13 protein-coding genes and 1 tRNA gene are annotated in these 14,589 nt (G+C 56.8%); 8 read left to right on the top strand and 6 right to left on the bottom strand.

Annotation, left to right across the window (positions count from 1 at the left end):
- Positions 1-227 precede the first annotated feature (227 nt).
- Positions 228-902 (bottom strand): TIGR04283 family arsenosugar biosynthesis glycosyltransferase, encoded by a 675-nt coding sequence (locus tag AC2TDA_RS21545; protein WP_480880894.1) that lies wholly within the window; start codon positions 900-902, stop codon positions 228-230.
- Between the two features lie 73 nt (positions 903-975).
- Between AC2TDA_RS21545 and ygfZ the strand changes: the two genes are divergently transcribed.
- Together ygfZ and AC2TDA_RS21535 are read left to right on the top strand one after the other, a co-directional pair.
- Positions 976-1,713: a CAF17-like 4Fe-4S cluster assembly/insertion protein YgfZ gene (gene ygfZ, locus AC2TDA_RS21540; protein ID WP_480880896.1), complete on the top strand. Its 738-nt coding sequence runs from the start codon at positions 976-978 to the stop codon at positions 1,711-1,713.
- Between the two features lie 108 nt (positions 1,714-1,821).
- The gene (locus AC2TDA_RS21535; RefSeq protein WP_480880898.1) at positions 1,822-2,769 is read left to right on the top strand and encodes an ABC transporter transmembrane domain-containing protein; all 948 of its coding nucleotides are present in this window, start codon (positions 1,822-1,824) and stop codon (positions 2,767-2,769) included.
- Positions 2,770-2,823: 54 nt separating this feature from the next.
- On the opposite strand, the gene efp is transcribed toward AC2TDA_RS21535, so the two are convergent.
- Positions 2,824-3,387 carry an elongation factor P gene (efp, locus tag AC2TDA_RS21530; protein ID WP_480846266.1) on the bottom strand — a complete coding sequence of 188 codons (564 nt, stop codon included), beginning with the start codon at positions 3,385-3,387 and terminating at the stop codon, positions 2,824-2,826.
- 219 nt (positions 3,388-3,606) lie between these two features.
- Between efp and AC2TDA_RS21525 the strand changes: the two genes are divergently transcribed.
- On the top strand, positions 3,607-3,927 hold the full coding sequence (locus tag AC2TDA_RS21525) for a DUF6280 family protein (protein ID WP_008757056.1): 321 nt from the start codon (positions 3,607-3,609) through the stop codon (positions 3,925-3,927).
- A 180-nt stretch (positions 3,928-4,107) separates the two neighbouring features.
- Here the strand turns inward: AC2TDA_RS21525 and AC2TDA_RS21520 are convergent, their stop codons facing one another.
- A complete protein-coding gene (locus tag AC2TDA_RS21520; RefSeq protein ID WP_480880900.1) occupies positions 4,108-4,566 on the bottom strand; it encodes a cobalamin biosynthesis protein CobQ in 459 nt (152 codons plus the stop codon).
- Between the two features lie 60 nt (positions 4,567-4,626).
- Here AC2TDA_RS21520 and AC2TDA_RS21515 point away from each other — a divergent pair, with 60 nt between their 5' ends.
- Entirely contained in the window at positions 4,627-6,084 is a 1,458-nt protein-coding gene (locus AC2TDA_RS21515; RefSeq protein WP_480880901.1) for a cobyric acid synthase, read from the top strand.
- A 3-nt stretch (positions 6,085-6,087) separates the two neighbouring features.
- Here AC2TDA_RS21515 and AC2TDA_RS21510 read toward each other — a convergent pair whose 3' ends face one another.
- The 3 genes from AC2TDA_RS21510 to AC2TDA_RS21500 form a co-directional block, all read right to left on the bottom strand.
- The gene (locus AC2TDA_RS21510) at positions 6,088-6,921 is read right to left on the bottom strand and encodes a hypothetical protein (RefSeq protein WP_480880903.1); all 834 of its coding nucleotides are present in this window, start codon (positions 6,919-6,921) and stop codon (positions 6,088-6,090) included.
- 74 nt (positions 6,922-6,995) lie between these two features.
- Positions 6,996-8,414: a TolC family outer membrane protein gene (locus tag AC2TDA_RS21505; RefSeq protein WP_480880904.1), complete on the bottom strand. Its 1,419-nt coding sequence runs from the start codon at positions 8,412-8,414 to the stop codon at positions 6,996-6,998.
- Positions 8,415-8,509: 95 nt separating this feature from the next.
- Complete coding sequence (locus AC2TDA_RS21500; protein WP_480846272.1) at positions 8,510-9,163, bottom strand: protein-L-isoaspartate O-methyltransferase family protein; 654 nt, start codon at positions 9,161-9,163, stop codon at positions 8,510-8,512.
- Between the two features lie 237 nt (positions 9,164-9,400).
- Here AC2TDA_RS21500 and AC2TDA_RS21495 point away from each other — a divergent pair.
- From AC2TDA_RS21495 to AC2TDA_RS21480, 4 genes are all read left to right on the top strand, one after another.
- Positions 9,401-9,474 (top strand) — tRNA-Cys (locus tag AC2TDA_RS21495).
- A gap of 481 nt (positions 9,475-9,955) precedes the next feature.
- Positions 9,956-11,455, top strand: coding sequence for a type I restriction-modification system subunit M (locus AC2TDA_RS21490; protein WP_480880905.1), 1,500 nt, complete (start codon positions 9,956-9,958; stop codon positions 11,453-11,455).
- A 469-nt stretch (positions 11,456-11,924) separates the two neighbouring features.
- Positions 11,925-13,433, top strand: a complete 1,509-nt coding sequence (locus AC2TDA_RS21485) for a type I restriction-modification system subunit M (RefSeq protein ID WP_480880907.1) — start codon at positions 11,925-11,927, stop codon at positions 13,431-13,433.
- A complete protein-coding gene (locus tag AC2TDA_RS21480; protein WP_480880909.1) occupies positions 13,426-14,589 on the top strand; it encodes a restriction endonuclease subunit S in 1,164 nt (387 codons plus the stop codon). The genes AC2TDA_RS21485 and AC2TDA_RS21480 overlap by 8 nt, the downstream gene beginning before the upstream one ends.

The raw sequence follows: 14,589 nt of genomic DNA, 5'->3' as shown, positions 1-14,589 counted from the left end.
CGCGATCGACAATATGCGCCGTAAAGTGCCCGCCATCGCCGGGGATTACCTGATCATTGCCCAAAGTTATGACGATCTGATCGAGCAGGTGGGAAAGCTCAAGAACGAGTGGGAATACCTTCAGGCCAACGCGCATATTCTGGTTCTTCAGATCATCGCGTTGTGCCTTGTCAGCTTTGCCGCACCTTTCCGTTTGGGTAAGTCGATTGTCGAACTACGCAGCGCTTTCAGCGCCGGTAAGCCTGTGCCAGCCGTTCAGGATCAGCTCCAAAATAATACCGTGTCAGAGTCCAAAGATTCCGCACCCCCTGCCGGACCCAACCCTGATGGATATAGCGCTCCGCACTCGTGACCGCATCTGCCTTCAAGAGCGCTGCACGCGGTAACGCGCGGATCAACGCGACATCTTCCATTAGTGGCTGATCCGGGTAGCCCCCTACCGACAGATAGTCTGATCGCCGAACCAGCAACCCTTGGTCACCGTAGGGTAAACCAAACAGCCTACTGCGCAGATTGGCCCACCCGGCCACCCAAGTGGGACCAAATCCATTGGCGCGAAAACGAAGCCGAAAAGCAGCCGGAGAGCTGAGGTGCAGGTGAGCGGCAACCGCAGCGCTCCATTCTGGCTGCAATTCCGTGTCTGCGTGCAGGATCAACATCCAGTCCCCTTTGGCCACAGCGCAACCTCGCCGCAGTTGCCCTCCGCGTGAAGGCGGACCCGTCACAACCTCGGCACCTGCATCCTCGGCAATCTCCAGCGTCGCATCATCCGAACCGCCATCAGAAACAATCAGTTCGCGGATCAACCCGGCGTGAAGCCCTTCCATAAGCGATTGCAGGGTTTTCGGCAGGTCCGCGCCTGCATTCAGGGTCGGAATTACAACACTGATCGGAGCAGACACGTCTGTTACCCTCTGGTCATGGCGACGGTAACTCCTATATCACGGAGCCAGACCAAATGACGAGGACCAACCCATGCCCAAACGCCGCATCCTGCGCCTGACCGGGACGGACACGGACAGCTTTCTGCAGGGGTTGATCACCAATGACGTTCAGCTTTTGGATAGTGGGCTGGTCTATGCCGCTCTATTAACGCCGCAGGGCAAGTATCTGGCAGATTTCTTTCTAAAGCGGGACGGAAGTGAGGTCCTTTTGGACGTGGCCGACGATTTGGCCGATGGTTTGGCGAAACGTCTGTCGATGTACAAGCTGCGCGCGGATGTGGACATTGAAGACACCGATCTGAATCTGCAACGCGGTACGGGCAGCACACCAGACGGCGCCTTGCCCGACCCCCGGCATCCTGAAATGGGATGGAGGACCTATTCATCTGACCAAGAAAGCGATGACGGGACGGATTGGGACGCCATCCGCGTGCGCCACTGCATCCCGGAAACCGGGATTGAACTGACACCCGACAGCTACATTCTGGAATCGGGGTTCGAGGCACTGAATGGTCTGGACTTCAAAAAAGGATGCTACGTCGGGCAGGAAGTTACCGCCCGCATGAAGCACAAGACCGAATTGCGCAAAGGTCTTCGCACGGTCGAGATTTCCGGGTCGGCTCCTATTGGGACAGAAATCCTGTCCGGGGGGAAACCGGTAGGGACGTTATTCACGCAATCCCATGGAAAAGCGATTGCTTATTTGCGCCTCGATCGCGCAAGTGGTGATATGCAAGCAGGTGGCGCGACACTGCGCCTGCCGGGTTGAGACTTGTTGCCCGGGTGGCACGTCTTGTTCCCTTGAATTCTCAACGCATTTGAACCAGCCGGTTAGCACGCTATCACTGGGAACGGTGGATATTTAGGGAACACGAGCATGCTTCGCCTCTACACGGCGATCTGGCGCGCCAGCGCCGGGCGGCAAATCATACTCATACTGCTATCACTGGCCGTTGCAGCCCTTGCCGCTGTACCGCTGGAGTTTCAGCGCGACATCATCAACCACCTGACATCAGACGACGTTGGAACCGATCGGCTCGTGAAGCTGGGTGCGGGAATGCTCGCTGTGATCCTGCTGAGTCTCGTGTTGAAATGGGTGCTGGGATACCGAGCAGGAACACTGGGAGAGGATCTGATCCGCATGATCCGCCAGCGCCTATTGGCCCGTACGACGGATCTGAACGACGAAGGTCAACCGTTCCGAAAAGGCACAATGACCACCGCGATTTCCGCCGAGGCGGAAGAGCTGGGCAAGTTTGCAGGTGGTGCCTTTTCCGATCCTGTTGTGCAGATCGGAACCTTGATCAGTGTAATTGGCTACATTTCCTCGACCCAGCCTGGATTGGGTCTGATCGCGTTTTCGATGATTGTCCCTCAGATCATCGTTGTGTTGGTTTCACAACGTAGGGTGAACGTATTTGTGGCGGAGCGTGTCCGAATATTGCGCAACTCAACCGACCGCCTGACAACCGAGGATATCGAAGCTGCCGCGCGGGATATAGACGCGCTCTTCGACGATATTTACGAGACGCGCCGTCAGATGTTCATCTGGAAACTCTCGGCCAAATTCCTTCTTAGCGTAATTAACGGTGCCGGGACTGTCGGCATTTTGATGCTGGGTGGATGGCTGGTTCTAAACGGTAAAACCGATGTTGGCACTGTAGTCGCAGCCACCACCGGCCTGACCCGCATTCAGGGTCCTACTGCCTTTCTGATCGCCTTTTACCGGCAAGTCAGCGCCAATCGCATAAAATTCGAACTGATGCTTGAACTGTTTGGTCCCGACCCTGCGCGCTATCGGCAGCTAAAGCGCAAGCCGGAATAAAAAAGACCGCGGCAGCCTGCGCTGCGCGGTCTTTGGGGACTTCTGCGCCTGAGATTATGCGCGCTCGGAATACTCCATGGTCTCGGTGTTGACGATGATCAATTCATCCTGCCCGACAAAGGGTGGCACCATCACTTTGACGCCGTTATCCAAAATCGCGGGCTTGAACGAATTCGCCGCTGTCTGACCTTTGACCACCGGCTCGGTCTCGACGATCTTGCAGGTCACTTTCTGCGGCAGCGTCGCATTCAGCGCCTCGCTTTCGTGAAATTCGACGACGATGGTCATGCCATCCTGCAAAAACGGGCGACGATCACCCAGAATATCCGCCGGCAGCTCGATCTGTTCATAGGTTTCGGCATCCATGAACACCAACATTCCGTCGGATTCGTACAGGAATTGCTGATCTTTTTGCTCCAGCCGTACGCGTTCGACTTTGTCCGCCGAACGGAACCTTTCGTTCAGTTTGGACCCGTTCCGCAGGTTGCGCAGCTCGACCTGAGCAAATGCGCCGCCTTTTCCGGGCTTTACATGGTCTACCTTGACCGCTGCCCAAAGCCCGTCGTTATGCTCAAGCACATTGCCAGGGCGAATTTCATTCCCATTTATCTTGGGCATTACATAAATCCTTCACAAACGGTTGATGCGTCAGTTGTCGCCCCTATATCTGGCGGGACCACACCTGACAAGACAACGACACCTAGTGCTGCACTTGCAGCAAGCTATGCAAATGACGCAACGCAACTATGCATTTTAGGTGTATCCGAATCATAACTAATAGGTCATAAGGACCGTCACGCCGAAAATTGCAAGAGCAAGAAAAACAAGGAAGACGAGATGAGAGATTTCGTTGACGGCACTGCCTTTAACAATGAGCAAGGCAATCGTGCTCGGAAACTTTTTGCGGCCGTTGTGTTGGCTGCGCTGGATGATGCCATCGCCGACGACAAGAAGTACGGCAATGGCCCGGAACAGATCGCCCGTTGGGCACGGTCGCGTGATGGTCGCGAAGTACTGTCATGCGCAGGTATCGACCCGAATGAGCGGGTCGTTGGCGGTTTGATGGAGTTCGTTGGTCGCGGCGTGCGTACCTCGGTGGCTCTGTCGCGTGAGGAAAGTGAGCGTCGCAATGCCGCTCAGCAAGCGGAAGCCGCCTGATTCAAGGCGACGTTCTTTGGAAAAAACGCGCTCCTGGGATCGGAGCGCGTTTTTCTTTTGGCCGGTCAAGTTTCAGAAGAACAACACCCACTGCCGCGCCACCCAGAACTCGGCCGCGAGCAGGGCGGCAAAGAATACCTTGGCCCAATCTGCGATACCGCGCCGCCATAAGATTATGAATTATGCCACGCAAGCCAAGACGCCCAACAAGGCAACCCAAGGCGCATAGTGAGCACTGTCCCAGTAGCTGACCGGGCTGTGAAAAACCCAGTCACTGAACGGCCAGACTTGCGGCCGACCATCACTTGCATGCAACGGAAAGCCCATCGCCAGATGCAGCAGCCCTGCCCCCGCGCCTGCGATCAAGGTGCGACATGCGCATAACCACCCAAATCCAAGCGCAAGCCCCCACAGAAAAAAAGAGTTGTCGACTGCAAAAACTGTCTGCCAGGCCGGTGAATAGAGTTCGTCAAAAACCACCTTGTCTGGGGTTCCCTGGATGAAAATGGTTACACTCGCTATCAAATAAAGGGACAGATCAGGCAGCAACGCCCCGAACAAAGCCGCAGCCAATACACGACCTCTGGCCGGGCGGGCAAAGACGGCGGCACCGATCAAAAGATGCGCGGGCGTATTCATCAGGGGCTTTTCCTTTACGCGCAAATCGGGTCATCTGCGCGTCAACATAGGAGACAGGCCATGGTTCGGTCCATCATGATTCAGGGCACCGGCAGCAATGTCGGAAAATCGGTTTTGGTGGCCGGGCTTGCACGCGCCTACACGCGACGTGGCTTACGCGTTGCACCGTTCAAACCGCAAAACATGTCGAATAATGCCGCCGTCACGAAAAACGGAGGTGAAATCGGGCGTGCCCAAGCCTTGCAGGCACGCGCGGCAAATCGCCCGTCTCATACGGACATGAACCCGATACTACTAAAGCCGGAAACTGACACCGGCGCGCAGATCATCGTGCAAGGGCAGCGCGCAGGCACGATGAAGGCTGGCGACTATCGCAAGGACAAATCCAAGCTGCTGGGTGCGGCACTCGAGAGCTTTGACAGGCTCTGCGCTGATGCCGATCTGGTGTTGATCGAGGGTGCCGGCAGCCCGGCTGAGACCAACCTGCGAAAAGGCGACATCGCCAATATGGGTTTTGCTTGCGCTGCCGGCGTACCCGTTGTGCTGGTTGGTGACATTCACCGGGGCGGCGTGATCGCCCAGATTGTCGGCACGCAAGCCGTGCTGGATGTAAATGACCTCGAGATGATACGGGGCTTTGCAGTCAATCGGTTCAAGGGCGATGTGTCGTTGTTCGATGAGGGGCGCGACGATATCGCAACGCGGACGGGCTGGCCTTGTATTGGTGTGGTGCCCTGGTTTCAGGATGCTTGGAGGCTGCCCGCAGAGGACATGATGGATATCCGTTCTCATAGCGGAGGAACTTGCAAGGTTGTCGTTCCACAGCTCGAACGGATGGCCAATTTCGATGATCTCGACCCACTGTCAGCCGAGCCCGGCGTTGCGGTCGAAATCGTTCCGGCCGGGCGCGCCCTGCCCGGTGACGCCGATCTGGTTCTCTTGCCAGGCAGCAAATCGACAATCGGTGATCTTGCCTATTTTCGTGCACAAGGTTGGGATGTGGATTTGTACGCTCATGTACGTCGAGGGGGCCACGTGCTGGGGCTGTGCGGCGGTTATCAGATGCTGGGCAAGACAATCTCGGACCCAGACGGCGTCGACGGGAACCCGGGATTGGTCGAAGGTCTCGGCCTGCTAGACGTTGAAACGGTCATGGCAGGTGAAAAACAGGTTACTCTTCGCGCGGCCACGGCCCTGCCCGGAGGCGAGCCCGTCAGCGGCTATGAAATCCATATGGGACGCACCGAGGGTACCGATTGCGCTCGTGCATGGTTGCAGGTCGAAGGCCGCCCTGAAGGCGCGGCTAGCGCAAATGGGCGCATACGAGGTAGTTATCTGCACGGGATTTTCACGTCGGACGCGTTTCGCGCCAGCTATCTGTCAATTCTGGGCGTCACGTCGGAAATCGCCTACGAAGACGGCATCGATCAGGTTTTGGACTCACTGGCTGATCATCTGGAGCAGAACTTGGATCTGGATCTTTTGCTATCGCTGGCCCAAACGCCCAATCGGGCGTGAGGTTCATTCCAGCTTTTGAGCCACCATTGCCCGGTAGATTTCGCGCCGAACCATCTTGCGCAGGTTCCGGGTGATCCGTTCACCCAAAGCGCCTTGCAACTCTTCCCGCACGACTTGCGCTATGAATTCGCGCAGCGCGTCTTCGTCCGGGAATTCGGCGGAAGGCTGCGCACCCTCCCCTTCGGAAGGCTGAGGCATAGCGTTTTCTGAATGACGAATGAACGTCGCAGGTGTCGCCGCACCTGTGGAATCAGCGCTTTCTTGTGACTCTGATTCCGGCTTGTCAAAGCCTCCATGAACGGACCAGTTCACGGACCGTGTCCGGGTGCCTGAATAAGCATCATTGCTTTCGCCGTCGGGTTCCCACTGATCTTCGGTTCGGGCTATAGCCGCTTCCAGCGCTTCGATCTTTGCGCTGAGACTGCCCGCCAAGTCTCGTTTGGCACTACCGACCTCCGGTTCAACTTCTTCATCCTGTGGGACGGGTTGTACGTTTTTCGCGGCCTTGCTGGGCGATACAGTGCTCTCGGCCTGAATAGCGTCGCAGGGCTCAAGACGCATGGGCTCTATAGGGCTTTCTGGTGCGTTTGCCGCACCGAGCTGCCGCGCGGAATCAGCACTATCCTCGCGTCTCAGCTTTAACGGTGAGGGTTTATCCCCGAGCAATGGCTCGTCACCGACACGCAAGGCATCGGTCAGAACCAGTCTGCCGGGTTTTGGCGCCGGTGGCGTCGGAATAAAAATAAACTCCGATTCTTCACGCCCATCTTCGTTGACCAAACGTTTGATCGAAGACAGAACGTCCTCAGCATCTGTATTGACGAGACTATCTGACATTTTTTTCTACCGCTCTCAGCCTTGGCACAAGTGTAGCCAATCCTGTCAAAGCTAACAACCGGTAGTAATGCTACTTAGTCGCGACGCAAGGCCTTGAGCACCCGATCCAGATCGCGGCTCTGCTTGCTGACCTGGGACGGAGCCTTTTTAACAAGGTTGTAATACAGTGTCGGGTCATAGATTTGCACCGCAAGCCCCAGACGTTCCGCTGTCAACAATCCTTGCGCCTGCAACAGTTCATAGGCCGCCCGAGACCGCTCGGTCCGCGATGCCACTTCGGCCAACTGTGCATCCAGCAAATCCTGCTGAGCATTCAGAACATCCAGCGTGGTTCGTGCACCCAAAGTCGCTTCTTCCCGAATACCGTCAAAGGCGACCTGCGACGCCCGAACCCGTTCCGTCGAAGCCCTCAGGCTGGCGGTGGCGGCTTGGTAAGCGGCATAACGATCGGCCACCCCTTGAGTTATATTCTTCTGAACATTCAAAAGATTTGCGCGGGATGCATCGCGTGTTGCCATTGCTCGACGCACTGCGGCGGCCAGGCCACCGCCCGAATAAATCGGCTGGTTGAAGTTCAACGAGATCCGCGCGTCGTTAATGTAGTCATCATTGTCGTAGCTTTCGGTGATCCCGGCATCAGCATTCAGACTGACATTGGGGCCCAGATTCGCACGCTGTTGCTGAACGACCAAATCCAGCGCTCGCACCTGATGTTGCGCCGAAAGAATGGCGGGGTGATTGCGCTGCGCTAAGCTGACGGCTTCGCCCTCGGATCGCGGAAGGTTGGGTAAGCTGGGCTGACCTGCGGTCCGCCCCGGTGTTTTGCCGACCGCATTTACATATTCTGCCTGTGCGATACTCAGATTACCGCGTGCCACAGCCAAATCCGCTTGCGAGCTGGCCAGCTGGGCTTCGGACAACGCCACGTCTGTACGTGTGACTTCGCCAACTTCAAACCGATCCTGAGAAGCCCGGAGTTCCTCCGCGGATACATCCACGTTGTTCAGCCGGATTGCCACGGTTTCTTCCTGCAGCAGCACACCCAAGTAGGCATTTGCCGCACGGATCAGAACCTGTTGTTCGATATCAAGCAGGGTTTGGCGGGTGGACAGCACAGTTTCCTGCGCCGATTGCTTGCCAAGGACCGAAAAACCACCGTCATAAATCAGTTGGCTGAGCGTAAGGCCGGAAAAGAAGTTCGTTGGCCTGGTTGTTGAAACAACGGTGCCAACTCTCCTCTTGTTGTAATTATCGCTGACCTGAACGGTCCAGTTTATGATCGGGCGCAATGCAGAAAGCGCAATTGCCACATCTTCGTCAGCAGCTCGCAAAAGCGCGCGGTTCTGTTCAAGCAAGCCGCTTGTGTTGTACGCTCCAATGAAAGCATCGGTCAGATTATCGGCCCAAACAGGCCTCCCGGGCAAAACGCTAATCGCCAATCCGGCTGCCATCACAAAGGCTTTGGCCAGCTTACCTCGTGCTGTCCCACGCATCTCAAACCCTCTCAAATTTATTTTTTTACTGCCTCACAGGCACTTTGCGCCCTTACTTTCAAGTAATCAAGGCGCCAAAAAAATCTAATACGGTACTATAGCGAAAATGCACACTCGGCGCAAAATGCAGGCAAGACCGGAGCGCTGGCGTTAAATGAATAGCGCCAGGTGACGCGCCCGCCTGATTTGCGACCAACTCGAACGGTTCCCAACTCGCCCTCCATAAACAGGCATGCGATCCTTCCGTGTTCTTTCAACTGATCCAGCAAGGTGTCGGGCAGACGCTCGACCCCGCCCTGAATCATTATCACATCATAAGGTCCATGCTCGGCGGCGCCCTGATCCAGCGGACCGGTGTGAATGATGGCGTTGTCTACGTCCGATTCCATCAGGACAGTCTGCGCCTCTGACGCCAGGGAATCGTCGTCTTCAACCCCAACCACCAGCTGCGCCATACGGGCTGCAACAGCGGTCGAATACCCAAAGGCCGGAGCGATATCCAACACCATTTCATCGCCGGAGATGTTCAGCACATCCAGCATTTTTGCCAGGGTCCGCGGTTCCAGCAGGCAGCGGCCCTCGCCTAATTCCATCAGGTCTCCGGCATAAGCTGCTTCGCGCTGTGTATCCGGCACAAATTTCTCTCGCTCAACGGATAGCATCGCATCGATTATGGGGAATTTTGTCACGTCCGAGGGACGAATTTGCGTATCAACCATCGTAAGGCGCCGAGCTGCGAAATCTGTCATATGATCGCTCTTCCATATTCCCAAGTCTGACGAGCTTGTGCCACATCCAATTCCCTGCGGCAACGGGCCATGAACTGAATCATGCCGCGGCAAAACTGTGCAGTCGATTTCACCGGCGGAAACACTTGGCAGAACCACTTGGCCATGATGGTTTTGCAACCTACCCTCTGGACGTTCTTTGCGAAAGCTGTTAGAACGCCTATCACACCACGTTAAGTAATTGATTTTACTTGAAAAGGCGAGTTGGCGGAGTGGTGACGCAGCGGATTGCAAATCCGTGTACACCGGTTCGATTCCGGTACTCGCCTCCATTTCATTTCAAGCAGTTACCACAATGTTTCGGTCCGAGTTGAAGTAACGATGGGGCCGCTATGGGGCCCGGTTCTAGATTTTCATTAAAAAACTGGTTGTACCGGGCGGTTTTGTCGGACCTTCAACTCCTAAATGACAGGAGACAAGACGGATAAGACGAGAAGCAAATTAAACTCAGAGATGCGCGGCGCAACTGTTGTCTAATTGCGGCCGCAGCAGCGTTAAAACTTCAAGCCCCACCCGACTTAAAATGCTCTGTGTCGCTCTGAAAGGCATCGAGATCGATGTCAAGAAGGCGAATTGTTTTGGCGTTTGTCATTGCCTGCTCTTTTTGAAGTGTTGATCAAGCCAACGACCTAGAAGCTGGCCCGCATTTATTGATCACTGCTTAACTTACGGTCAGCTACAGCGGCCTGCTCTGTTCTGCCTGCAGATGTCTTGGCATTGTAGAATCTCCGAATATCGTCATACGTTGCCGAAATGATGAATAAGGCACCAGATTTCAAATCCTCTCTATGGGATGCAGCTAATACCCTTAGAGGCTCGGCCGTCGATAGAACAGATTGGAAAGGCTACATTCTTCCGCTCCTTTTCTTCAAACGTATTTCTGACGTTTGGGATGAGGAGACAGCCGAAGCACAGGAGATTTACGGCGAGGCCGATCCTTCGCTGTTCCCCGAAATACACCGCTTTGTCGTTCCCGAAGGGTGTCATTGGAACGATGTTCGTGAAACGGCGACGAATGTCGGGGCCGCGCTTCATCGCGCGATGCAGGAGATCGAGCGGGCCAACCCCGACACGCTATTCCGCGTTTTCGGCACCGCCGACTGGGGCAACAAGGAAAAGTTCTCGGACGAGCTGCTAAAAGACCTGATTGAGGGCTTTTCCGATGTTGGGCTCGGCAACAAGGAAGTGAGTACGGATGTCCTCGGCGATGCTTATGAATACCTGATCGGCAAGTTCGCCGACGTGACCCGTCGCAACAAGGCCGGCGAATTCTACACTCCGCGCAGCGTCGTGCGGATGATGGTAGAGATTCTAGAACCCCAGGAATGTGAGAGCATCTACGACCCCGCCTGCGGAACAGGTGGCATGCTGCTGGGCGCGATCGAGCACGTCATGCGCAATGGCGGCGACCCGCGAACCTTCTACGGTAAGATTTACGGCCAAGAGAAGAACCTCACCACCTCCGCTATCGCGCGCATGAACCTAGTCCTGCACGGGATCGAGGATTTCCAGATCGCCCGCGAGGACACGCTCCGCAGTCCCGCCTTCACCGACCCGAGCACGAGCGGCATCGCCACCTTCGATTGCGTTATCGCGAACCCCCCGTTCTCGCTGAAGGAATGGGGGCGCGAGCTTTGGGAGGCTGATCCGTGGGGCCGGGCCCAATACGGCATTCCGCCAGAAAGCTACGGCGACTATGCTTTCGTCCAGCACATGATCGCATCCATGGCGCCAGCCGGGAACAGCCGGATGGCCGTTGTCCTGCCGCAGGGCGCGCTGTTCCGGAAGTCGGCCGAGGGGACCATCCGTCAGGCCCTGCTCGAAAACGACATGATCGAGGCCGTCATCGGTCTGGCCCCGAACCTGTTCTATGGCACCCAACTAGCCGGCTGCGTGGTCGTACTCCGGCGCAAAAAGCCGACCGAGCGCAAGAACAAGGTCTTGATCATCGACGCGTCGGGCCTGTTCCGTAAAGGCCGCGCGCAGAATTTCCTCGACCAGGAGCATAGTGACCAGATCGTCGCGTGGTATCGCGCCTTCGAAGATGTCGAGGATCGCGCCAAGGTCGCCACCATCGACGAGATCAAGAAGGAAGGCTGGACGCTCAACATCTCCCGCTACGTGCTGCCGCCCATCGGCGAGGACGTCCCCCCACTGCCCGAGGCCGTCGAGGCCTTTAAGACCGCCCTTGCCGACGCGCAAACGTCCGAGGAACACTTGCGCAAGGTGCTGACTGAGGGAGGCTGGATCTGATGTTCTTGACTTCGGACACATTTGTGGAACGACAAAAGAGAATTCGCTCATTCGATAGTAATGACGTCTTCATCGGGGTGCTTCTGGCAACAATGGATTTCGAATGGACCCTCCGCAGAGCGATCATTGCGTTGGGTTACCATAAAAACACAACAATACGACAGCAGGAGCTGAGATACTGTTCCGGACTAACTGCATATAAGAAAGCCTGGAATCGGCAAGTGAAACCAAGGTTTGGGAAATCTTTGCCAGATCTGGTTCCAGATTGGGCTTTTCTAAGAGATCAAGCGTTCCCGCTGCGCCACAAATTGATACACGGCATAAGCGCGACCACTGGCGTACATTACGCACAGACGCGGCGAGACTGTTTGCTGGATGCGTCGAGTGCCGTAGTCAACTTCTCAGCCCAAAACGGTGTCGATCTGTATACGCGATTGCCTGTTCGCAGAAAGGACTTGGTGCTGACCCCATGACCGACCACCTCTCCCAGCGCGAGCTCGAAAGCTACCTTTGGGGCGCGGCGACGCTACTCCGCGGCCTCGTCGATGCCAGCGACTACAAGCAGTACATCTTCCCGCTGATGTTCTTCAAACGCCTCTCCGACGTCTGGGACGAGGATTACCAGGAGGCGCTCGACGACACCGGCGACGAGGGCTACGCGACCGACACGGCGAACGACCGCTTCGTCATCCCCGAGGGCGCGCACTGGAACGACGTGCGCAGTGCGCCGAAGGATGTCGGGCGGGCGCTGCTCTCGGCCTTCCTGGCCATCGAGGCGGCCAACCCCGAGCGGCTGCAAGGTGTCTTCGGCAACGCGCCTTGGACGGACAAGGGCCAGATGCCTGACGCCACGCTCAAGAACTTGATCGAACACTTCTCCAAGCACGATCTGACGCTCGCCGCCGTCCCCGAGGACGAGCTTGGCAACGGCTACGAATACCTGATCAAAAAATTCGCCGACGACAGCGGCCACACCGCGCAGGAGTTCTACACCAACCGCACGCTCGTCCACCTCATGGCGCAGATGCTCGAGCCGAAGTCGGGCGAGAGCATCTACGACCCGACCTGCGGCACCGGCGGCATGCTGATCTCCTGCCTGGCCGAGGTGAAGCGGCGCGGCGGCGAGACGCGCAGCATGGGCCTTTACGGGCAGGAGCTCATCACCATCACCGCCGCCATTGCCCGGATGAACCTCGTCATCCACGGCGTGTCGGACTTCCAGATTTCCAGCGGCAACACGCTGGCCGCCCCCGCCTTTGCGGAAGGTGACGCGCTGCGCACCTTCGACGTGGTCCTCGCCAATCCGCCGTACTCCATCAAAAAGTGGAACCGCGGCGCGTGGGAGAAAGATGTCTGGGGGCGCAATTTCCTCGGCACCCCGCCGCAGGGGCGCGCGGACTATGCCTTCTTCCAGCACATCCTGCAAAGCATGGACCCCGAGACCGGGCGCTGCGCGATCTTGTTCCCGCATGGCGTGCTCTTCCGCAATGAAGAGGCTGAGATGCGGCGCAAGCTGATCGAGGCCGATCTGGTGGAATGCGTGCTCGGGCTCGGGCCAGGGCTGTTCTACAACTCGCCGATGGAGGCCTGCGTCATCATCTGCCGCAGCCGCAAACCGGCCGAGCGGCAGGGTCGCATCCTGTTCATCGACGCGGTGGCCGAGATTGCACGCGAGCGGGCGCAGAGCTTTCTGCGTGACGCGCATCAGGACCGCATCTTCGCGACCTATCAGGCTTTCGCGGACGAAGCCGGTTTTGCCGCTGTGGTCAGCAATGCCGATGTGCTCGCGGCAGAGGGTAACCTGTCCATCGCACGCTATGTGAAAAAGCCAAAGGCGGAGGTCGCCGCAGAGGACGCCGTGTCGCTGGCCTTGGCCTGGGGCAATTTCGATGCCGAGGGGCGAGAGTTTTGGACCGGCATGGATGCATTGGTCGACATGCTCGATGGGCTTGCCCCGGCGGAGGACGCCGATGCTTGAGCAGGTGATCTCCAACAAGGCCGGCTGGGCGCGCGTGGCGTTCGGCGATGTTGTGCGGTTGTCAAAAACGCGCGCGAAAGCCCCGGAAGCTGAAGGTTATGAGCGTGTTGTCGGGCTCGAACACATCGATACCGGCGATCTACGCATTCGCCGTTGGGCCGACATTGCGGACGGGACGACCTTCACATCCGTTTTCAAGCCCGGACAGGTCCTGTTCGGGAAACGGCGCGCGTATCAGCGCAAGGTTGCCGTGGCGGATTTTGCAGGCGTCTGCTCGGGCGACATCTATGTGCTTGAGCCATCTAGCGATGCACTGATGCCGGAGCTGCTGCCATTTATCTGCCAGACTGATGCATTCTTCGATCACGCCGTCGGCACGTCTGCGGGCTCGCTTTCCCCGCGCACGAACTGGAAAAGCCTCGCTGATTTCGAGTTCCTACTGCCACCAATCCAGGAACAAGCGCGTTTAGTAGAAACGTTAGGCGCCGCTGAAGAACTGCTGTCGCGGCTGTTTGACCTCGAGAAAGCTACCAACACGGCGCGTCTTTCCATCTACCTCAACTATTTCCTCACTGACCGCACGACCAAAGCCAAGGCTCGTGTCGGTGATGTTGCAACTGTCCGAAACGGCACTACGCCAAGCCGAAAAAATCCTGACTTCTGGGAAGGTGATGTTCCGTGGCTTCCGACTGGTAAAGTCAACGAACGCTACATAGCCGAACCTGACGAATTCATCACACAACTGGCGTTAGCAAAATGCTCGCTGCGGTTAATTCCCGCCAAGTCAACATTGGTAGCGATGATTGGCCAAGGTAAAACTCGAGGCAAATCTGCCTTCCTTGAAATTGAGTCCACGATCAATCAGAATTTTGCCGCCGTAACGCCCGGTCCGGAAATTCTTCCGGAGTTTCTGTTCTATCAATTGGACGCCTGCTATGAGCCGCTGCGACATTGGAGCCATGGCTCAAACCAACACGCATTGAACACAAAGCTTGTCTCCGAGTTTCCAATTTGGCTTCCAGACAAAGCGACACAACTCGAGATCACAAATGCCGTGTTGCAGCTGGAAACCGAGGTACGGCGAGCCTCCGAACGGCGCGAAGAATTCCGAAGCGTCTTCAATCGCATTGCAACCCAAGCATTTCTTGAGGGCTGA

This window comes from Ruegeria sp. HKCCD6426 (assembly GCF_057221115.1).
This window is presented reverse-complemented; position numbering and strand designations above follow the sequence as displayed.

Coding starts and splice junctions, on each gene's coding strand:
- AC2TDA_RS21500 (WP_480846272.1), bottom strand. CDS start 9,163: ATGACAGATTTCGCAGCTCGGCGCCTTACGATGGTTGATACGCAAATT.
- AC2TDA_RS21505 (WP_480880904.1), bottom strand. CDS start 8,414: ATGCGTGGGACAGCACGAGGTAAGCTGGCCAAAGCCTTTGTGATGGCA.
- AC2TDA_RS21515 (WP_480880901.1), top strand. CDS start 4,627: ATGGTTCGGTCCATCATGATTCAGGGCACCGGCAGCAATGTCGGAAAA.
- AC2TDA_RS21485 (WP_480880907.1), top strand. CDS start 11,925: ATGACCGACCACCTCTCCCAGCGCGAGCTCGAAAGCTACCTTTGGGGC.
- ygfZ (WP_480880896.1), top strand. CDS start 976: ATGCCCAAACGCCGCATCCTGCGCCTGACCGGGACGGACACGGACAGC.
- AC2TDA_RS21490 (WP_480880905.1), top strand. CDS start 9,956: ATGATGAATAAGGCACCAGATTTCAAATCCTCTCTATGGGATGCAGCT.
- AC2TDA_RS21535 (WP_480880898.1), top strand. CDS start 1,822: ATGCTTCGCCTCTACACGGCGATCTGGCGCGCCAGCGCCGGGCGGCAA.
- AC2TDA_RS21480 (WP_480880909.1), top strand. CDS start 13,426: ATGCTTGAGCAGGTGATCTCCAACAAGGCCGGCTGGGCGCGCGTGGCG.
- AC2TDA_RS21520 (WP_480880900.1), bottom strand. CDS start 4,566: ATGAATACGCCCGCGCATCTTTTGATCGGTGCCGCCGTCTTTGCCCGC.
- AC2TDA_RS21510 (WP_480880903.1), bottom strand. CDS start 6,921: ATGTCAGATAGTCTCGTCAATACAGATGCTGAGGACGTTCTGTCTTCG.
- efp (WP_480846266.1), bottom strand. CDS start 3,387: ATGCCCAAGATAAATGGGAATGAAATTCGCCCTGGCAATGTGCTTGAG.
- AC2TDA_RS21525 (WP_008757056.1), top strand. CDS start 3,607: ATGAGAGATTTCGTTGACGGCACTGCCTTTAACAATGAGCAAGGCAAT.